Origin of the sequence: Roseococcus suduntuyensis, from assembly GCF_014196305.1 — a bacterium.
Lineage (GTDB): Bacteria > Pseudomonadota > Alphaproteobacteria > Acetobacterales > Acetobacteraceae > Roseococcus > Roseococcus suduntuyensis.
On record NZ_JACIDJ010000003.1, the window covers coordinates 248927 to 266382 of the forward strand.

Below are 17456 nucleotides of genomic sequence, written 5' to 3' on the forward strand. Positions count from 1 at the left end.
TCACCATGGCAACGCAAGCCTTTGACCGCACGCCCCAGGCGCCCGCGGAAAGCCCCGACAACAAGCCCTATTTTGACGGCTGCCGCGAAGGCAAGCTGATCCTGGGCAAGTGCAAGGACACGGGGAAGGTCTTCCACTACCCGCGCCATGTCTCGCCCTTCACGCTCTCGAACAATGTCGAGTTCGTGGAGGCCAAGGGCACGGGCGAGATCTACTCCTGGTCCGTGGCCCGCGGGAAGGAGCCCTTCTGCGTGGCCTATGTGAAGCTCGACGAAGGGCCGATCATGCTGACCAACATCATCGAGTGCGACCTCGATGCGCTGGCCTGCGGCCAGAAGGTGAAGGTGAAGTTCCGCGCCACCGAGGGCGATGGCGCCCCGGTGCCGATGTTCGTGCTCGCCTGAATGTGAACACCACCGGGCGGGGGGCCTCCCTGCCCGGTGGACATCGCCGCCCAGGAGCCCCGGCATGACCCTCCCCGTCAACGAAGCCTATTTCGGCAACGGCCGGCTGCGGGCGGAGATGGAGGGCTTCCAGTTCAGCGATGACGGCAGCCCCGTCATCACCTCGGACCCCAACCCCGACCCTTCCCGCCGCAACTCGGCCGGCGTCTTTGCCCGCAATGGCGGCATGGTGGCGGTGCGCCGCGTCACCTACTACCAGGGCGACCTGATGATGCGCTTCGCGAGCCCCAGCCGGATGCCGGCGGGCCATGGCGCGGCGGACCTGCTGAACTCCCCCTGGTGGATCGAACAGGACCGCATGGTGCTGCTCATCACCCGCGCGCGCGAGGCGGCGGTGCCGCTGGTCGAGATGGCCCGGCGCCAGCTCGCCCTGCCCGAGACCTTCACCGATGCCGACCAGATCCTGGCCGTGCGCCCCCGCGCCGGCCTGCTGCTGGGCGCCTGGGCGGGCCGTGGGCTGACCGCGGAGGGGGCGGGCGAGCGGCGCATCGTCGCGGGCGGCGAGGCGCCGCACCTGCACATGGAGCAGCTCTACATCCCGGGCCTCGGCCCCATGGGCGGCGGCTATGCCGAGGGGCGGCGCAATGCCGAGGCGTGGTTCGACCTGGCCACCTTCAAGACCTACGACCCCAACGCCCCGGGCTTCCGCCCCTACGCGATGCGCTGACCCGCCCGCGCGGATGCCGCCGGCCCGGCGTCTGGCGCGCACAAGGGTGGAACCCGTGCGCGCGCCGCGTGGTCGCCTCAGCCCATGGACGAGTTGAACGCGCCGCCATCCATCACGAGGTTCTGCCCCACGATGAAGCCCGCCTGCGCGCTGCACAGGAAGGCGCAGGCGCGGCCGAATTCGTCGGGGTCGCCCAGGCGTCCGGCGGGGTTGCGCGCGGCATTGGCCGCCAACTCCTCCTCCGCCGTCTTGCCGCTCTTGGCCGCCGCGGCCACGGCGTTGCCGCGCAGCCGGTCGGTCAGGAAGGGGCCGGGCAGCAACCCGTTGATGGTGACGTTGTGCGCCGCCACCTGGCGCGCCAGGCCCGCGACGAACCCCGTCAGCCCCGCGCGCGCGCCATTGCTCATGCCCAGCGCCGGGATGGGCGCCTTCACCGAGGCCGAGGTGATGTTCACGATGCGCCCGAAACGCCGCGCGATCATGCCATCCACCACCGAGCGGATCAGGAAGATCGGCGTCAGCATGTTGGCGTCGAGCGCCTTGATCCAGGCGTCGCGCTCCCAGTCGCGGAAATCGCCCGGCGGCGGCCCGCCCGCGTTGTTGATGAGGATGTCGGGCTCCGGGCAGGCGGCGAGTGCGGCGGCGCGGCCTTCCTCGGTGGTGATGTCGCCGGCGACGGCCGTCACATCGGCGCCGGTGGCGGCGCGGATTTCGGCCGCCGTGGCCTCCAGCGCCTCACGCCCGCGGGCGGTGATGACGAGGCGCACGCCCTCGCCCGCCAATGCAAACGCGCAGGCGCGGCCGAGGCCCTTGCTGGCCGCGCAGACGATCGCGCTGCGGCCCTTGATGCCGAGGTCCATGGTTCACTCTCCCTTGTTGGTGAAGTTCAGCGGGCGGTGCCGAAGATGTGGTGCTCGACCACATCGCCGACGCGCAGCCCGAAGCGTTCGGCGGCGCCCGCCTGCAATTCCAGCGTCGCGCGCACGGGGCCGCGGCTGTCGATGGTGGCGAGGCTCAGCGGTGTGGCGCGCTCATGGATGCGATGGATGCGGCCATCGGCGCGGATGAACACCATGTCGAGCGAGATGAGCGTGTTGCGCATCCACATGGAGCTTTCGCGCGGGGCGCCCCAGTCGAAGAGCATGCCCTCATCGGGCTCCATGCTGCTGCGGAACATCATGCCCACCATCTGCTGGTCCGGGCTCAGCGCCATCTCGGTGCGGAAGGTGTGGCGGGTGCCGTCGCGGGTGACGATGACCAGCGGTTCCGTGGGCAGGCGTGGCTGGGGGCGGTCCACGCCGGGCTGCGCGACCGCCGCGAAAGGGGCCAGCAGGAGGGCGAGCAGGAAGGGGCGCTTCTTCATGGCGCGCATCATGCCATGGCGAAGAGGCTTTCGGGCAGCCCCCGGGCGAGCAGGGCGCGCACCTCCGCGCGCACCGGGCCCTCGCGGGGGGCGTCGAGCAGGGTGGTGAACCAGTGCGGCGCGGGGTTGCGGCCGGCGGCGCGGTGGAAGCTGAGGCCGCGCAGCACGGATTCGGCCGCCTCCGGCAGGCGCAGCGGCGGGGCGATGCCGTTCAGCTCCGCCCAGGCCAGTGCCCAGCAGCGCGCCACGGACCAGGGGTTGTAGCCCCCTCCCCCCAGGACCATCAGCCGCGGCGCGGCCCCGCGCAGGCAGGCCACGAGGTCGCGATGGGCGTTGTTGGAGAGGGCCAGGCGCGACAGCGGGTCCTCCAGCAGCGCGTCCGAGCCGCATTGCAGCATGATGGCCTCAGGGCGCAGGCGGGCGATGAGGGGTTCGATCAGGCCCTCGCGCAGGGCGCGCATCTCGGTGTCATGGAAGCCCGCGGGCACGGGCAGGTTCAACGCCTGGCCGCCCGCCACGTCCTCGGCCACGCCGGAAAAGGGCCAGCGCGCGCCCTCATGGATGGAGACGGTGATGACGCGCGGCTCATCCTGGAAGGCATCCTGCACGCCATCGCCGTGATGCGCGTCCACGTCGAGGTAGAGGAGGCGCGTCAGCCCCTGGTCCATCCAGGCGAGCAGCCCCAGCACCGCATCGTTCACATAGCAGAAGCCCGACGCGCGATCGCGGCGGCCATGATGCGTGCCGCCGCCCGGCACATGCACCACGCCGCCATGGCGCGTCAGCTCAGCGGCCAGCAGCACGCCACCCGCGCTGGTGGCGGGGCGGCGGAAGACCTCGCGATAGACGGGGTTGCCATCGGCGCCGATGCGGAAGCGCTCGCGGTCTTCGGGGCTAACAGCTTGCGCTTCCTCGGCGCGTTGAAGGGCCGCGATATAGCCGGGGTCGTGGAAGCGCGTGAGGGCCGCGACATCCGCCATGGGGCTGTCGCGGTATTGCGCCTCCTCCACCCAGCCCAGCGCCCGGATCAGGTCGAGCGTGGTGGAGACGCGCGGGATGGCCAGCGGGTGCTTGGGGCCGTAGGTGGAGCGGCGGTAGATCTCGCTGCCCACCAGCAGCGGCGGGCTCAATTGTTTTGCGGCATGCCCTCGGGGATGATGGTCCGCACCAGGCTCGCGTCCAGCTCCTCGTATTCATGGTAGCGGATGGTGGCGTAGAGCTCGGCACGCGTCTGCATGCGGTCGAGCGCCCCCTGGGTGCCGCCCTCGGCCGCGATCTGGGCGTAGAGCTTCTCCCAGGCCTTGGCCGCGATCCGCAGGTGGGAGACGGGCCAGATCACCATGGAATAGCCCATGGATTCGAACTCGGCCGCGGTGAAGAAGGGGGTGCGGCCGAACTCGGTCATGTTGGCGAGCAGCTTCACGCCCGGCATGCGGCGCGCGAACTCGATGAACATGTCGCGGGTGACCAGCGCCTCGGGGAAGATGGCGTCCGCGCCGGCTTCCAGATAACGCTTGGCGCGGTCCACGGCGGCCTCCATGCCCTCGCTCGCCACCGCGTCGGTGCGGGCGATGACGTAGAGGTGGCGCCGCGCCTTGCGGGCGGCGGCGACCTTGGCGGCCATCTCCTCCACGCTGGCGAGCTTCTTGTCGTTCAGGTGGCCGCACTTCTTGGGCAGGTGCTGGTCTTCGAGATGCACGGCGGCCGCCCCCGCATCCTCGAAGGTGCGGACCATGTGCATGACGTTCAGCGCCTCGCCATAGCCGGTGTCGCCATCCACCAGCAGGGGCATGCCGGTGGCGCGGGCCACCTGGCGGATGTGGAAGCACACATCCTCGACGGTGATCATGCCGAGGTCGGGCAGGCCCATGGTGGCGGACATGGCCGCACCCGAGAGATACAGCGCCTCGAAGCCCTGCTTCTGCGCCAGCAGCGCGGCCAGGCCCAGATGCGCGCCCGGCATCTGCAGGATGTTCGGGCGGTCCAGCAGGGCGCGGAAGCGCTCGCCGGCGGGGCGGTCGGGGAGGTCGGCGCCGATCACATAGGGCATGGGCGGGGCTCCGGTCTGGGCGTGATCACCGGATCACGCGGGGGAAATCGATCAGATGAAGAACAGGAAGGTGCACAGCACGAAGAGCGGCACCAGGAAGAGGCAGGCCCAGGCGAAATAGCCGAAGAAGGAGGGCATCCGCACCCCGTTCTCCTCGACGATGGCCTTCACCATGAAGTTGGGCGCGTTGCCGATATAGGTGTTGGCGCCCATGAACACCGCGCCGGCCGAGATGGCGGCGAGCGTGGCCGCCCCCTGCGTCATCAGGAATTGCGGATCACCGCCCGCCAGGTTGAAGAAGACCAGGTAGGTGGGTGCGTTGTCGAGGAAGCTCGACAGCGCGCCGGTCAGCCAGAAATACACCCAGGGGATGGGCGCGCCCGCGCCATCGGAGGTCAGCGCCACGAGCGGCGCCATGGCGCCCGCGGGGCCGGCCTTCAGGATGGCGATGACCGGGCCCATGCAGAGGAAGATGGCGGCGAACAGCTTCGCCACCTCGGCCATGGCGCCCCAGGTGAAGCCATTGGCCTCGCGCAGGGTCTTGGAGGTCAGCAGCATGGAGACGGCGGTGACGCCCAGGAAGATGGCGATGGCGACCAGTCGCTCGATCCCCACGGTCTGGCCCAGCACGGTGGTGGTGCCGGGGCTCCAGATGCCCTGGAGCAGCACGCCGAACACCACGACCAGGATCAGGCCCACATTCACCCAGCCCTCGATGGACAGGCGCACGCGCGCGCCCTCGAAGCCGGGCTTCACCGGCTCCTTCGCGTAGAGCCAGCTGTCGAGCAGGAAGTAGATGCCCAGCAGCACCACGGCGCAGACGGCGAAGGGCAGGAAGAGGTGGATGGTGGGCCAGAAGAAGGACACGCCCTTCAGGAAGCCCAGATAGAGCGGCGGGTCGCCGATGGGCGTCAGGCTGCCGCCGATGTTCGACACCAGGAAGATGAAGAACACGAAGCTGTGCACCTTGCGCGTGCGGTCCGCATTGGCGCGCAGCAACGGGCGGATCAGCAGCATGGACGCGCCCGTGGTGCCCATCATGCTGGCCAGGATGGTGCCCACGGCGAGGATGGCCGTGTTGGTCAGCGGCGTGCCCACCAGCGTGCCGCGCAGCAGCACCCCGCCGCCCGTGGTGTAGAGCGCCAGCAGCAGCACGATGAAGGGGATGTACTCGTCCACCAGCACGAAGGCGACCTCATTGCCCGCGGCGCCCACCCCGAAGATGGCGGCGAAGGGAATGAGGAAGGCCGCCCCCCAGGCGGCCGCCACCTTGCCATAGTGGTGGTGCCAGAAATGCGGCGCCAGCAGCGGCATCAGAGCGATGGAGAGCAGGATGCCCGCGAAGGGCAGGCCCCAGATCAATCCGATCTGGCTGCCATCTATGGACGCGGCATGGGCGGGGGTGACGACACAGGCGAGCAAGAGCGCGATCAGAACCGGACGCAAGGCCACCCCCTGGAAAAAGCGGCCAAGGCTTTCCCCAAAAAACCCCGCGCGTCAACAGAACGACCACGGTTTCCAGCCCTTGGGACACCCCCCGGCGCGCCGGGGGGTTTGCGTGGGGGCGCCCCCGCCCCTAATAACGCGACAAGCTTAGGAGATATCCCATGGAAATGTCCGGCGAGCGCCGGATCGAGGCGCCCCGCGCCGAGGTCTGGGCGGCCCTGAACGACCCCGAGGCGCTGAAGGCCGCCATCCCGGGCTGCGAGAGCATCGAGAAACTGTCCGAGACCGATCTTGCGGCCCGCCTGGCCATCAAGATCGGGCCGATGGCGGCCAAGTTCTCGGCGAAGGTGAAGCTCGAAAACCTCAACCCGCCGGCCAGCTACACCATCACCGGCGAGGGCAATGGCGGCGCCATGGGCTTCGCCAAGGGCGGCGCCGATGTCCATCTCGACGAGGTGGGCCCGACCGAAACCCTGCTGCGCTACAGTGTGAAGGCGCAGGTGGGCGGCAAGATGGCCCAGCTCGGCGCGCGGCTGATCGACAGCACCGCCAAGCAGATGGCCGACCAGTTCTTCGACCGCTTCAAGGCGAACCTGGAGCCCAAGGTGCAGGTCGCGGCCGTGCCTGGCGCGGCACCCGCCCCGGCCGTGACGCCCGCGCCCGCGCCCGCCGCGATCTCGGTCTTCTCCCTCATCCCTTCGGAGTTTCTTGGAATGCCTCTCGTCTTCTGGATCGGCAGCGCCGGCATGCTCTTCGTGCTGTTCCTGATCTTCCTGACGTGACCGCCACGCTGCCCGCCGATGTCGCGGCCACCACCGCGCTGCTCGCGTCGGGCGGCTATGTGGCGGATGCCGCGCTGGCCACCACCGTCCACCTGGCGCTGCGCATGGGCCGCCCCCTCTTCCTGGAGGGCGAGCCCGGCACCGGCAAGACCGAGATCGCGAAGGTCCTGGCCGCGCAACTGCCGCGCGGCCTGGTGCGGCTGCAATGCTATGACGGGCTGGACCTCTCGGCCGCGGCCTATGAGTGGAACCATGCGCGCCAGCTCATGGCCATCCGCATGGCCGAGGCGCGGGGCGAGACGGCGAACCTGGAAGCCTCCATCTACGAACGCCGCTACCTGGAGGCGCGGCCCCTGCTGCGCGCGCTGGAGGGCGAACCCTCGGTCCTGCTCATTGACGAGCTGGACCGCGCGGACGAACCCTTCGAGGCCTTCCTGCTGGAGGTGCTGAGCGACTTCCAGATCACGGTGCCCGAGCTCGGCACCATCCATGCGGCCACGCCGCCCGTGGTCATCATCACCTCCAACCGCACGCGGGAGGTGCATGACGCCATCCGCCGGCGTTGCCTCTACCATTGGGTGGACTACCCCGACGCGGCGCGGGAACGCGCCATCCTGGCGCTGCGCGCGCCGCATGTGGCCGAGACGCTCTCGGCCCAGGTGGTCGCTTTCGTGCAGCGCCTGCGCCAGGGCGATTACTACAAGCTGCCCGGCGTGGCCGAGACCATTGATTGGGCCAACGCCCTGGCGGCACTCGACGCGCGGGAACTGGAGGCGGGGGCCGTCAACGCCACGCTGGGCGTGCTGCTGAAATACCAGGACGACATCGCGAAGCTGCGCGGCGAGGAGGCGGCGCGACTGGTGGCGGAGGCGAAGGAAGGCGCGCGGGCGTGATCCCGCCGCGCGAATCCATGCAGGTTCCGCCGGCGCCGCTCAGGCCGGCGGCCGCGCTCGCGCCGAACATCCAGGCCTTTGTGCGCCTGCTGCGCCGGGCGGGGCTTTCGGTGGGCCCCGGCGATGCGCTGCTGGCCATGGAGGCGCTAACCATCGCGGGGCTGGACAGCCGGGCGGGATTCCGCGCCGCGCTCAAGGCCACGCTGCTGCGCAAGCACGAGCAGAACGACATCTTCGACGCCGCCTTCGAACTGTTCTGGCGCGACCCGGAACGCGCCCGCGCCGGGGCCGCGATGGCGCTGATGGAGGCCCAGAAGCCCGAGGAGCGCGCGAAGCCCGGCGGCCGGCGCCTCGCCGAGGCCATGGCGGGCGACCGCCCCAAGCCCCCGCCTCCGGAGGAGGAGGAAAAGCGCGAGCTGGACGCCTCCATGACGGTGTCCGAACGCGAACGCCTGCAGCAGATGGATTTCGAGGCGATGAGCGCCGCCGAGATCAGCGCCGCCAAGCAGGAAATCCGCAAGCTCGTTCTGCCGCTGGACGCCCGCCCCACCCGCCGCTTCCGTCCCGACCCGTTGGGCCCGCGCGTGGATGTGCGCGCCACCATCCGCGCGGCCACCCGCACGGGCGGCGAGATCGCGACCATCGCCCGCCGCCGCCAGGTGGAGCGCACGCCGCCGCTCGTCGCCATCTGCGACATCTCGGGCAGCATGGCGCGCTACGCGCAGATCCTGCTGCACTTCATGCACGCCGTGACGGCGGATCGCGACCGGGTCCACAGCTTTCTCTTCGGCACCAGGCTGTCCAACATCACGCGGCAATTGCGCCACAAGGACCCCGAGATCGCCTTCGAGATGATCAGCCACATCGTCCCCGACTGGTCAGGCGGGACGCGCATCGGCGAGGCGCTGGAACGCTTCAACCAGGATTGGGGCCGCCGCGTGCTGGGCCAGGGTGCCGTGGTGCTGCTGATCACCGACGGGCTGGACCGCGAGGGCGGGCGGGGGCTGGCGGAGGCCACGGACCGGCTCCAACGCTCCTGCCGGCGGCTGATCTGGTTGAATCCGCTGTTGCGTTATGCGGGCTTCCAACCCAAATCCCAGGGCATCCGGGCGATGCTGCCCCATGTCCATGACTTCCGCCCGGTGCACAACCTCGCCAGCCTCAAGGCGCTGGTGGATGCGCTGAGCGAAACCCCCAAGCGGGAGCACGGACGATGACCGAGGACATGCTGGAAACCGCCGCCGCCTGGGCCGAGGCGGGGGAGCAGGTGGCCATCGCGACGGTGGTGGAAACCTGGGGTTCCTCGCCGCGGCCGGCGGGGTCCATGCTGGTCGTCACCGCATCCGGTCGGATGGCGGGCAGCGTCTCGGGCGGCTGCATCGAGGGCGCGGTGGCCGAAGTGGCGCAGGAGACGATGCGCACCGGCCAGCCGCAGCTGCTCGACTTCGGCATCAGCGATGAGCGCGCCTGGGAGGTGGGGCTGGCCTGCGGCGGCAAGCTCAAGGTCTTCGTGGAGAAACTGGCGTGAAACTCGCTTTGCTGGCCAGCCTGCGCAAGGCGCGCGCGGCCGGCCGCCCCGTGGTGGTGCTGACGCGCCTTTCGGACGGCCACCAATGCCTCTGGCCCGATGAGGCGCTGCCCGGAACGCTGGCCGAGGCCGCGCAGGCGGCGCTGGATTCCGACCGCACCGCCAATATCGAGAGCGAGGGCGAGGCCTGGTTCGTCCAGCCGCACAACCCGCCCTTGCGCCTCGTCATCGTGGGCGCGGTGCATGTGGCGCAGGCGCTGGCGCCCATGGCCGCCGGCATGGGCTTTGCCGTCACCATCGTGGACCCGCGCCGGGCCTTCGCCACCGAGGAACGCTTCACGGGTGTGGCGCTCAACCATGACTGGCCGGACGAGGCGATGGTGGCGCTGGCGCCCGACACGCGCACGGCCATCGTGACGCTGACGCATGACCCCAAGCTGGACGACCCCGCGCTGGACGTGGCGCTGAAAAGCCCCGCCTTCTACGTGGGCGCACTCGGCAGCCGGCGCACCCATGCCAAGCGCGTGGACCGCCTGAAGGAACTGGGCCATGGCGATGCCGCCATCGCCCGCATCGCGGCCCCGGTGGGGCTGGACATCGGCGCCGTGACGGCGCCTGAAATCGCGCTGTCCATCATGGCGCAGGTGGTGGCGCGGAGGCGCGGCAAATGATTTTTGGACTCACGCCGCTGGACGAGGCCGAGGGCGCCATCCTCGCCCACACCATCCGCCTCAAGGACCGCGTGCTGAAGAAGGGCACGGTGCTGGACGCCGACGCCGTGGCCGCGCTGCGCGCCGCGGGGCAGCCCCAGGTGGTGGCCGCCCGCATGGCCCCGGGCGACGTGCCGGAGGACGAGGCGGCGGCGCGCATCGCCGATGCGGCGTTGCGCCCGTTGATCGCGCGCAGCAAATCCGCCACCGGGCGGGTGAACCTGCTGGCGGAGAGTGCGGGGCTGCTGGTTCTGGATGCCGCGCTGATCGAGCGGCTCAACACGCTCGATGAGAGCATCACCATCGCGACCCTGCCGAACCACAGCCAGGTCAGCCCCAAGGAGATGTTGGCCACCATCAAGATCATCCCCTTCGCCGTGCCGGGGCCGGCGCTGGCCGTGGCCGAGGCGCTGCTGCGCGGCGGCCAGGCCCTTTCGCTGCACCCCTACCGCGCCATGAAGGTGGGGCTGGTGATGACCGAGCTGCCGGGCGTCAAGGAAAGCGCCATGGAGGGCGCGGTGGAGGTCACCCGCGCCCGCGTGGAGGCCCTGATGGGCACGCTGCTGCCGGTGGAGCGCGCGCGGCACGAGGCCGGCCCCACCGCCGATGCGCTCTCGCGCCTCAAGCGCCAGGGGGCGGAGATGCTGCTCATCGCCGGCGCCTCGGCCACGGTGGACCGGCGCGACGTCGGCCCCGCCGCCATCGTGAAGGCGGGCGGGCGCATCGAGCATTTCGGCATGCCGGTGGACCCCGGAAACCTGATCTGCCTGGGCGAGGTGGATGGCATCCCCGCCATGGTCCTGCCCGGCTGCGCCCGCAGCCCCAAGCTGAACGGCTTCGACTGGGTGTTGCAGCGCCTCTTCGCCGGCATTCCCGTCCGCGCGCGCGACATCATGGCGATGGGCGTGGGCGGCCTGCTCAAGGAGATCGAGACGCGGCCCCTGCCGCGCGAGAAGGCGCCGACAACCCCTCCCCCCGCCCGCGCCCCGCGCCGGCCGCGCCAGGTGGCGGGCCTGGTTCTGGCCGCCGGACGTTCGCGCCGCATGGCGCCGCTGAACAAGCTGCTGGTGGCCGACACGCAAGGTGTGGCCATGATCGCCCGCGTGGTGGATTCCGTGCTGGAAAGCGGCGTGCGCCCGGTGCTGGTCGTCACCGGCCATGAGCGCGATCGGGTGCAGGAGGCGCTGACCGGCCGCCCCGTCATCTTCGCCCATGCCGAGGATTACGCGGAGGGGCTGTCGGCCAGCCTGCGCGCCGGCCTCGCCGCCCTGCCCGAGGGTGCCGAGGGCGTGCTGGTGGCACTCGGCGACATGCCGCTGGTGACGCCCTCCGTGATCCAGCGCCTCGTCTCCGCCTTCGACCCGGAGGAGGGCCGCGCGATCGTCCAGCCCACCTTCCGCGGCAAGCAGGGCAACCCGGTGCTGTGGGGGCGCGAATTCGTGCCGGCGATGATGGAGATCACGGGCGATGTGGGCGCGCGGCAACTGGTGGGCCGCCACGCCGACCGCCTCGTCGAGGTCGAGGTGGCCGATGACGGCGTGCTGCGCGACTTCGACACGACCGAGGCGCTGCGGGCCAGCCCGGGCTTCCAGGCCGGCCGGGTGAAGGAGAAGGGCTGATGGCCCGCATCCCCTATCGCGACCGCGCGGATCTGGCGCCCCAGGACCAGGAGCTGCTGGCACGGCCCATCACCCTGCACCGCGCGCTGGTGAACGCGCCGGGCATGGCGCGGGCCTTCTCGGGGATGGGCAAGCATATCCGCTACGGCATGGCGCTGGACGCGCGGCTGCGGGAGCTGGCCATCCTGCAGGTCGGCTGGCTGGCGCGCTCGCCCTATGAGTGGTCGCACCATGTGAAGATCGGCATGGAGTTCGGCGTGACCGATGCCGACATCCGCGCCCTGATGGCGGGTGGGGAGGGGCTGGAGCCCCTCGCGCGCCTCGTCCTGCAAGGTGCCGCGGAGGTCTTCGCGGGCGGGATGGAGGAGGAGACCTTCACCGCCCTCCAGGCCGAATTGGGCGATGCCCGGATGGTGGAGCTGACCCTCACCTGCGCCTTCTACTGCGCCGTGGTGCGGACGCTGGCCAGCCTCGCCATTGATGTGGAGCCGGAATACCGGCCCTATCTGGACCGGTATCCCCTGCCCGCTACTTGAGCGGGAAGCCCAGGGCGCGCACCGCCGCCTTCAGCCGGTCGCGCCCGTTCAGCGCGCGGATGCTGCCCATCCGTTGCAGCACGCGGCCCGACCAGTTGTCGTTGTCCATGCCCTGGCGCGCGGAGAAGGCAGCCATCTCGCCATCATAGGCGGCGCGCAGGCTGGCCTCGCCCTCGGTGGCATAGGTGTCGTGGTGCAGCACGCTGGCCTGGGGCAGGCGCGGCTTCACCTCATTCGCGACACCCTCGGCGGCATAGCCCACGCAGAGGCCAAAGACGCCCATGACGCCCGGCGGCAGGGCGACAAGCTGCGCCACCTGCTCGGGGTCGTTGCGGAGCGCGCCGATATAGACGGTGGACAGCCCCAGCGATTCCGCGGCCACCACGGCGTTCTGCGCGGCGAGCGCGGCATCAATCGCCGCCACCAAAAAACTTTCCAGATAGGGCAGGCCTTCCAGCACGCGGCCCTCCGCCTCCGCCATGCGGGCATTGCGCGAGAGGTCGGCGCACCACACCAGGAAGATGGGGCATTGCTCGATATGCTTCTGGTTGCCGGCCAGCTTCGCCATCGCCGCGCGCTTGGCCGGGTCCGTCACCGAGACGACCGACCAGGTCTGCAGGTTGGAACTGGTGGCGGCCGATTGCGCGGCGGCGACCAGCGTCTCCAGCGTGCCCGCGGGCGGCGCGTCGGGCCGGTAGCCGCGGATGGAGCGGTGCGAGAGCAGCAGCGCGATATGCTCGTTCCACGGCCCGGCGGCGGGGGTGGCGGCGCCATAGCGCGCGGTCAGGGCCTCCTGCTTCGTGGTGGCGATCGGGGTGGCGATGTCCATGCTCGTCTCTCTCTCGGGGTCGTTCAGGGCTTGGCGCAGGCGGCGCAGAGGCCTTCCAGCTCCACCGTCATGCGCTCCACGCGGAAGCCCGCGCGGGCGGCGGCCGCCTCCAGGGCGTGGGCGGCTTCATGGTCGGTGAGTTCGGTGGTGGTGCCGCAGCGGCGGCAGATCAGAAACTGGTGGGGGTGGCTGTGGGCGCCATGGTCGTGCCCGGCCTCGATGCAGGGGGTGAAGGCGTTCAGCCGCTCCAGCTTATGGATCAGCCCCTGTTCCAGCAGGAAATCCAGCGCGCGATAGACGGTGGGCGGGGCCGCGCCGGCGCGCTGGGCCTTCAGCTGGTCCAGCAGGGCATAGGCGCCCACGGGCTGCTCGGCCTCCAGCACCAGGCGCAGCACCTGGCGGCGCAGCGGGGTGAGCTGCGCGCCGCGCTTCGCGCATTGCGCCGCCGCCTGTTCGAGCATGGTGTCCAGCTCCATCCGCCCCTCATCGCGCTTCCGCTTCTGACATATAGTGTGTGGCGATGACGGACACCCCCTCCCCCCTCGTGACAGATCCGGCGGCGCGCGCCCGCATCCTGGCCGCCGTGCGCTTCGACATGCGCGGCCTCGTCCCCGCCATCGCCCAGCAGCACGACACGGGCGAGGTGCTGATGATGGCCTGGATGAACGAAGCGGCCCTGGACGAGACGCTCGCCACCGGGCGCGCCTGCTACTACAGCCGCAGCCGCGGCGGGCTGTGGCGCAAGGGCGAGACCTCGGGCCAGCACCAGGAGGTGCGGGACCTGCGCCTGGATTGCGACGGCGACACCATCCTGCTGCTGGTCCACCAGCATGGCGTGGCCTGCCACACCGGGCGCCGCAGCTGCTTCTACCTGGCCCCGCGCGAGGGGGAGCTTTCCGAAATCATGGCACCCCTCATCAGCCCCGAAAGGCTCTATGGCGCATGAGCACCCCCGTCACGCTGCTGACCGGCTTCCTGGGCGCGGGCAAGACCACGCTGCTGAACCGCCTGCTGCACGACCCCGCCATGGCCGGCACCGCCGTGCTGATCAACGAGTTCGGGGAGGTGGGGCTGGACCACCTCTTCATCGTGGCACCCGAGGAGGATTCGGTGCTGCTGGCCTCGGGCTGCCTGTGCTGCACCATCCGGGGCGATCTTTCCCGCGCGCTGCGTGACCTCGCGGCGCGCGGGCGCGAATTCCGCCGCGTGGTGATCGAGACGACGGGCCTGGCCGACCCCGCCCCCATCCTGCACACCCTGATGCGCGACCCGCTGCTGCTGCGCGACTACCGCCTGGATGGCGTGGTGACGCTGGTGGACGCGGTGGCCGGCATGGCCACGCTCGACACCCAGGAGGAGGCGCGGCGGCAGGTGGCCGTGGCGGATCGGCTGGTGATCAGCAAGGCGGATCTGGCGGACCCCGCGCCGCTGCGCGCGCGGCTGGCGGCGCTGAACCCCGTCGCGCCCATGCTGGACGCGCGCACGGCCACGGTCGAGGAACTGCTCGACGCCGGGCCCTTCGGCGCCGATGGCAAGCTGCCCGACATCACGGGCTGGATCGCGGCGGCGGGGCACCATCACCACCATCACCACCACGACGTGAACCGGCATGACGCGCGCATCCGCGCCCTTTGCCTGCGCTTCGACGCGCCGCTGCCCTGGGAAGGGTTGGCGAGCTACCTGGAAATGATGGCCATGACCCAGGGTGAGCACATGCTCCGCATGAAGGGCATCCTGAACCTGAAGGGCGAGCCGGGCCCGGTGGTGATGCACGGCGTGCAGCACAGCTTCCACCCGCCGCAGCGCCTGGCGGAATGGCCGGCGGGGGATGACCGGTCCTCGCGCCTCGTCTTCATCCTGCGCGACCTGGAGCCGCGCGTGGTGGAGGACGGGTTGCGCGCCTTCCTGGAGGCCGCGGCATGACGGTGCGCCTCGAAACCCTGGCGGGGACGGCGGCGCGGCCGCACCTCGCCTCGCTGGCCGCGCTGCGGACGGAGGTCTTCGCGGAGTTCCCCTATCTCTACGCCGGCGACCGCGAGGAGGAGGCGCGCTACCTCGCCACCTATGCCGAGGGGCGCGGCGCCGCCATCGTGGTCGCGCTGGACGGCGACACCGCCGTGGGCGCGGCCACCTGCCAGCCCATGGTGGAAACCCATGGCGAGGTGCGCGAGGCCTTCGCGCGCTCGGGCCACGATCCCGCCGCCACCTGCTATTTCGGGGAATCCGTGCTGCGCGCCTCCTATCGCGGCCAGGGCATCGGCGTCGGCTTCTTCATGGCGCGCGAGGCGCATGCGCGCGCGCTGGGCCTTCGCATCGCGACCTTCTGCGCCGTGGTCCGCAACCCGAACGACCCGCGCCGTCCGGCCGGCTACACGCCGCTCGACGCCTTCTGGCGCAAGCGCGGCTACACCCACCATCCGGAACTCTCCTGCGTGATGCGCTGGCGGGAACACGACGACGACCGGGAGACGCCGCACACCCTCGCCTTCTGGGTGAAGGCGTTGGCGTGAGGCTCGCGACCCTCGCCTGGCCCGTGGAACCACTGGCCGATGTCTCGGCCTATGCGGCCAAGCTCGACCATTGGTGCGGCCAGGCCCGCGCGGGCGGGGCGGAGCTGCTGCTGGCGGCGGAATATGCCTGCGTGGAACTGGGCGCCGCCCTGGCCGGCAACCGCGAGGCGGATGAGGCCACGGAACTCCGCGCCATGGTGGCGGCAAGCGAGGCCATCCTGGCGGCCATGCGCGGCGCGTCCATGCGGCACGGGCTATGGCTGGCGCCGGGCACCCTGCCGGTGGCGATGGGCGGGCGCATCATCAACCGCGCGCCGCTGATCACGCCCGAGGGGCGCATCGCCTTCCAGGACAAGTTCCGCATGACCCGCTTCGAGGCCGAGCGCTGGGGCGTCGCGGCCGGCGCCCCGCCCGGCGTCTTCGAGACGCCCTGGGGACGGGTGGGCCTTGCCATCTGCTACGACGCGGAATTCCCGTCGCTGGTGCGCGCGCAGGTGGAGGCCGGCGCCTGGCTGGTGCTGGTGCCCTCCTGCACCGACACGCTGCATGGCTGGCACCGCGTGCGAATCGCGGCGCAGGCGCGCGCCATGGAAAACCAGTGCTTCGTGGCCGTGGCGCCGACGGTGGGCGGCTTCGCGGCCTCGGCCGCGCTGGACGAGAACCACGGCGCGGCCTGCGTCTTCGGCCCCGTGGACCGTGGCTTCGCGCCGGATGGCGTGGTGGCGGCGGGCGTGCTGGACGCGGCCGGGCTGGTGTTCGCCGATCTCGACCCCGCGCGCCTTCAGGCGGTGCGCGCCGATGGCGCGGTGCGCAACCACAGCGACTGGCCGGGCGCCATCCCACACCCCGCTCCCCTGGGCTTCGCATGACGCTGCTCTACCTCTCGGCCGGCGAGGCCTCAGGCGATGTGCTGGGGGCGCGGCTGATAGCCGCACTCCGCGCCCGCGCGCCCGATCTGGAATTCGCCGGTCTGGGCGGGGAGCGCATGGCCGAGCAGGGCTTCGAAACCCTGTTCCCCATCCGCGAACTGGCCTTGATGGGCTTGCTGGAGGTGCTGCCCAGCCTGCGGCGTCTGGCCCGGCGGCTCGACGAGACGGCGGCCGACATCGCGCGTCGCCGACCGCGCCTCGTGGTGACCATAGACAGCCCGGGCTTCAACTTGCGCCTCGCGGCCCGCGTGCGGCCGCTTGGCATCCCGGTGGTGCATTACGTGGCGCCGCAGATCTGGGCCTGGCGGCCGGGACGCGTCAAGAAGATCGCGCAGCGGGTGGACCGCATCCTGGCGCTGCTGCCCTTCGAGGCGCCGCTGTTCGAAGCCGCGGGCATCCCGGTCAGCTTCGTGGGCCACCCCATCCTGGAGAGCGAGGCCGCGCAGGGCGATGCCGCCCGCTTCCCGCTGGAGGGGCCGGGGCTGATCGTCATGCCCGGCAGCCGGCGCGGCGAGGTGGGGCGGTTACTGCCCATCTTCGCCGAAACGCTGCGCGCCCTGCCGCCGGAGGTTGTTCCGGTGCTGGGCCTGGCCGGCACCGTGGCGGAGGAGGTGAAGGCCAAGGCCGCCGGCTTCGGCCGCCCCTGCCGCTTCGTCCGTGGCCCGTTGGAAAAGGCCGATGCCTTCGCGGCCGCGACGGCCGGGCTGATCAAGTCCGGCACCTCCTCGCTCGAGGCGGCGGTGGCCGGGCTGCCGCATGTGGTGGCCTATCGGGTGAACCCCATCACGGCCGCCATCGCGCGGCGCCTGGTGCGGGTGCGCTTCGCGAGCCTCGTGAACCTGCTCTGCGACCGTGAGGTGGTGCCGGAGTTCATCCAGCAGGACTGCACGCCCGAGAAGCTGGCAGTGGCATTGCGTCCCTTGCTCGCGGGCGGTGAGGCGGCGGCGGCGCAGCGGGCGGGCTTCGCCGAGGCGCTGGCCCGCCTCAGCCCCGCCCAGGGCCTGCCCAGCGAGGCGGCGGCGGAAGCCGTGCTGGGCATGATGTAAGGCCCGCTTGTCGATTGGACATTTTCTTGTGTCAGTTTCGCGTGACACATAGGGGCTGACAGTGTCATGCTCTCCCTTCGGAAG

General features: G+C 71.0%; 21 protein-coding genes. 14 read left to right on the forward strand and 7 right to left on the reverse strand.

Features of this window, described 5'->3' with window-relative positions; translation table 11 throughout:
• Window positions 1-5: 5 nt before the first annotated feature.
• Complete coding sequence (locus tag GGQ83_RS11275) at window positions 6-404, forward strand: Zn-ribbon domain-containing OB-fold protein (RefSeq protein ID WP_184383976.1); 399 nt, start codon at window positions 6-8, stop codon at window positions 402-404.
• Window positions 405-468: 64 nt separating this feature from the next.
• On the forward strand, window positions 469-1131 hold the full coding sequence (locus tag GGQ83_RS11280) for a hypothetical protein (protein ID WP_184383978.1): 663 nt from the start codon (window positions 469-471) through the stop codon (window positions 1129-1131).
• A gap of 77 nt (window positions 1132-1208) precedes the next feature.
• Here the strand turns inward: GGQ83_RS11280 and GGQ83_RS11285 are convergent, their stop codons facing one another.
• The 5 genes from GGQ83_RS11285 to GGQ83_RS11305 are packed head-to-tail and all read right to left on the reverse strand — an operon-like array spanning window position 1209 to window position 5990.
• Window positions 1209-1991 (reverse strand): SDR family oxidoreductase, encoded by a 783-nt coding sequence (locus tag GGQ83_RS11285; RefSeq protein ID WP_184383980.1) that lies wholly within the window; start codon window positions 1989-1991, stop codon window positions 1209-1211.
• A gap of 26 nt (window positions 1992-2017) precedes the next feature.
• Window positions 2018-2494 carry a DUF192 domain-containing protein gene (locus GGQ83_RS11290; protein ID WP_184383982.1) on the reverse strand — a complete coding sequence of 159 codons (477 nt, stop codon included), beginning with the start codon at window positions 2492-2494 and terminating at the stop codon, window positions 2018-2020.
• 8 nt (window positions 2495-2502) lie between these two features.
• Entirely contained in the window at window positions 2503-3624 is a 1122-nt protein-coding gene (locus GGQ83_RS11295) for an arginase family protein (protein ID WP_184383984.1), read from the reverse strand.
• The gene (gene prpB, locus GGQ83_RS11300; protein ID WP_184383986.1) at window positions 3621-4544 is read right to left on the reverse strand and encodes a methylisocitrate lyase; all 924 of its coding nucleotides are present in this window, start codon (window positions 4542-4544) and stop codon (window positions 3621-3623) included. Before prpB ends, GGQ83_RS11295 begins: the two co-directional genes overlap by 4 nt.
• 51 nt (window positions 4545-4595) lie before the next feature.
• Window positions 4596-5990: a sodium:proton antiporter gene (locus tag GGQ83_RS11305; protein WP_221223494.1), complete on the reverse strand. Its 1395-nt coding sequence runs from the start codon at window positions 5988-5990 to the stop codon at window positions 4596-4598.
• A 161-nt stretch (window positions 5991-6151) separates the two neighbouring features.
• Here GGQ83_RS11305 and GGQ83_RS11310 point away from each other — a divergent pair, with 161 nt between their 5' ends.
• From GGQ83_RS11310 to GGQ83_RS11340, 7 genes are read left to right on the forward strand one after another with little or no spacing between them, the layout of a single operon-like run.
• A complete protein-coding gene (locus tag GGQ83_RS11310) occupies window positions 6152-6772 on the forward strand; it encodes a CoxG family protein (protein WP_184383990.1) in 621 nt (206 codons plus the stop codon).
• Window positions 6769-7665, forward strand: a complete 897-nt coding sequence (locus tag GGQ83_RS11315) for an AAA family ATPase (RefSeq protein WP_184383992.1) — start codon at window positions 6769-6771, stop codon at window positions 7663-7665. The genes GGQ83_RS11310 and GGQ83_RS11315 overlap by 4 nt, the downstream gene beginning before the upstream one ends.
• Window positions 7662-8882, forward strand: coding sequence for a VWA domain-containing protein (locus GGQ83_RS11320; RefSeq protein WP_311727914.1), 1221 nt, complete (start codon window positions 7662-7664; stop codon window positions 8880-8882). The genes GGQ83_RS11315 and GGQ83_RS11320 overlap by 4 nt, the downstream gene beginning before the upstream one ends.
• The gene (locus tag GGQ83_RS11325; RefSeq protein WP_184383994.1) at window positions 8879-9193 is read left to right on the forward strand and encodes an XdhC family protein; all 315 of its coding nucleotides are present in this window, start codon (window positions 8879-8881) and stop codon (window positions 9191-9193) included. The genes GGQ83_RS11320 and GGQ83_RS11325 overlap by 4 nt, the downstream gene beginning before the upstream one ends.
• Window positions 9190-9864: an XdhC family protein gene (locus tag GGQ83_RS11330; protein ID WP_184383995.1), complete on the forward strand. Its 675-nt coding sequence runs from the start codon at window positions 9190-9192 to the stop codon at window positions 9862-9864. Before GGQ83_RS11325 ends, GGQ83_RS11330 begins: the two co-directional genes overlap by 4 nt.
• Window positions 9861-11522, forward strand: a complete 1662-nt coding sequence (locus GGQ83_RS11335; RefSeq protein WP_184383997.1) for an NTP transferase domain-containing protein — start codon at window positions 9861-9863, stop codon at window positions 11520-11522. Before GGQ83_RS11330 ends, GGQ83_RS11335 begins: the two co-directional genes overlap by 4 nt.
• Complete coding sequence (locus tag GGQ83_RS11340) at window positions 11522-12058, forward strand: carboxymuconolactone decarboxylase family protein (RefSeq protein ID WP_184383999.1); 537 nt, start codon at window positions 11522-11524, stop codon at window positions 12056-12058. The genes GGQ83_RS11335 and GGQ83_RS11340 overlap by 1 nt, the downstream gene beginning before the upstream one ends.
• On the opposite strand, the gene GGQ83_RS11345 is transcribed toward GGQ83_RS11340, so the two are convergent.
• Together GGQ83_RS11345 and GGQ83_RS11350 are read right to left on the reverse strand one after the other, a co-directional pair.
• Window positions 12051-12887 carry an NADPH-dependent oxidoreductase gene (locus GGQ83_RS11345; RefSeq protein WP_184384001.1) on the reverse strand — a complete coding sequence of 279 codons (837 nt, stop codon included), beginning with the start codon at window positions 12885-12887 and terminating at the stop codon, window positions 12051-12053. The genes GGQ83_RS11340 and GGQ83_RS11345 overlap by 8 nt on opposite strands.
• 23 nt (window positions 12888-12910) lie before the next feature.
• Window positions 12911-13363 carry a Fur family transcriptional regulator gene (locus GGQ83_RS11350; protein WP_184384003.1) on the reverse strand — a complete coding sequence of 151 codons (453 nt, stop codon included), beginning with the start codon at window positions 13361-13363 and terminating at the stop codon, window positions 12911-12913.
• Between the two features lie 44 nt (window positions 13364-13407).
• Here GGQ83_RS11350 and hisI point away from each other — a divergent pair, with 44 nt between their 5' ends.
• The 5 genes from hisI to lpxB are packed head-to-tail and all read left to right on the forward strand — an operon-like array spanning window position 13408 to window position 17372.
• Window positions 13408-13833 carry a phosphoribosyl-AMP cyclohydrolase gene (gene hisI, locus GGQ83_RS11355; protein WP_184384005.1) on the forward strand — a complete coding sequence of 142 codons (426 nt, stop codon included), beginning with the start codon at window positions 13408-13410 and terminating at the stop codon, window positions 13831-13833.
• The gene (locus GGQ83_RS11360) at window positions 13830-14810 is read left to right on the forward strand and encodes a CobW family GTP-binding protein (RefSeq protein ID WP_184384006.1); all 981 of its coding nucleotides are present in this window, start codon (window positions 13830-13832) and stop codon (window positions 14808-14810) included. Before hisI ends, GGQ83_RS11360 begins: the two co-directional genes overlap by 4 nt.
• Window positions 14807-15397 (forward strand): GNAT family N-acetyltransferase, encoded by a 591-nt coding sequence (locus tag GGQ83_RS11365; RefSeq protein ID WP_184384008.1) that lies wholly within the window; start codon window positions 14807-14809, stop codon window positions 15395-15397. The genes GGQ83_RS11360 and GGQ83_RS11365 overlap by 4 nt, the downstream gene beginning before the upstream one ends.
• Window positions 15394-16266, forward strand: coding sequence for a carbon-nitrogen hydrolase family protein (locus tag GGQ83_RS11370; protein ID WP_184384011.1), 873 nt, complete (start codon window positions 15394-15396; stop codon window positions 16264-16266). The genes GGQ83_RS11365 and GGQ83_RS11370 overlap by 4 nt, the downstream gene beginning before the upstream one ends.
• On the forward strand, window positions 16263-17372 hold the full coding sequence (gene lpxB / locus GGQ83_RS11375; RefSeq protein ID WP_184384013.1) for a lipid-A-disaccharide synthase: 1110 nt from the start codon (window positions 16263-16265) through the stop codon (window positions 17370-17372). The genes GGQ83_RS11370 and lpxB overlap by 4 nt, the downstream gene beginning before the upstream one ends.
• Window positions 17373-17456 lie beyond the last annotated feature (84 nt).

Excerpts from the sequence above, each read along its gene's own strand:
- GGQ83_RS11275 (WP_184383976.1), top strand. The coding sequence starts at position 6 with ATGGCAACGCAAGCCTTTGACCGCACGCCCCAGGCGCCCGCGGAAAGC.
- GGQ83_RS11280 (WP_184383978.1), top strand. The coding sequence starts at position 469 with ATGACCCTCCCCGTCAACGAAGCCTATTTCGGCAACGGCCGGCTGCGG.
- GGQ83_RS11285 (WP_184383980.1), bottom strand. The coding sequence starts at position 1,991 with ATGGACCTCGGCATCAAGGGCCGCAGCGCGATCGTCTGCGCGGCCAGC.
- GGQ83_RS11290 (WP_184383982.1), bottom strand. The coding sequence starts at position 2,494 with ATGAAGAAGCGCCCCTTCCTGCTCGCCCTCCTGCTGGCCCCTTTCGCG.
- prpB (WP_184383986.1), bottom strand. The coding sequence starts at position 4,544 with ATGCCCTATGTGATCGGCGCCGACCTCCCCGACCGCCCCGCCGGCGAG.
- GGQ83_RS11310 (WP_184383990.1), top strand. The coding sequence starts at position 6,152 with ATGGAAATGTCCGGCGAGCGCCGGATCGAGGCGCCCCGCGCCGAGGTC.
- GGQ83_RS11325 (WP_184383994.1), top strand. The coding sequence starts at position 8,879 with ATGACCGAGGACATGCTGGAAACCGCCGCCGCCTGGGCCGAGGCGGGG.
- GGQ83_RS11335 (WP_184383997.1), top strand. The coding sequence starts at position 9,861 with ATGATTTTTGGACTCACGCCGCTGGACGAGGCCGAGGGCGCCATCCTC.
- GGQ83_RS11340 (WP_184383999.1), top strand. The coding sequence starts at position 11,522 with ATGGCCCGCATCCCCTATCGCGACCGCGCGGATCTGGCGCCCCAGGAC.
- GGQ83_RS11345 (WP_184384001.1), bottom strand. The coding sequence starts at position 12,887 with ATGGACATCGCCACCCCGATCGCCACCACGAAGCAGGAGGCCCTGACC.
- GGQ83_RS11350 (WP_184384003.1), bottom strand. The coding sequence starts at position 13,363 with ATGGAGCTGGACACCATGCTCGAACAGGCGGCGGCGCAATGCGCGAAG.
- hisI (WP_184384005.1), top strand. The coding sequence starts at position 13,408 with ATGACGGACACCCCCTCCCCCCTCGTGACAGATCCGGCGGCGCGCGCC.
- GGQ83_RS11360 (WP_184384006.1), top strand. The coding sequence starts at position 13,830 with ATGAGCACCCCCGTCACGCTGCTGACCGGCTTCCTGGGCGCGGGCAAG.
- GGQ83_RS11365 (WP_184384008.1), top strand. The coding sequence starts at position 14,807 with ATGACGGTGCGCCTCGAAACCCTGGCGGGGACGGCGGCGCGGCCGCAC.
- lpxB (WP_184384013.1), top strand. The coding sequence starts at position 16,263 with ATGACGCTGCTCTACCTCTCGGCCGGCGAGGCCTCAGGCGATGTGCTG.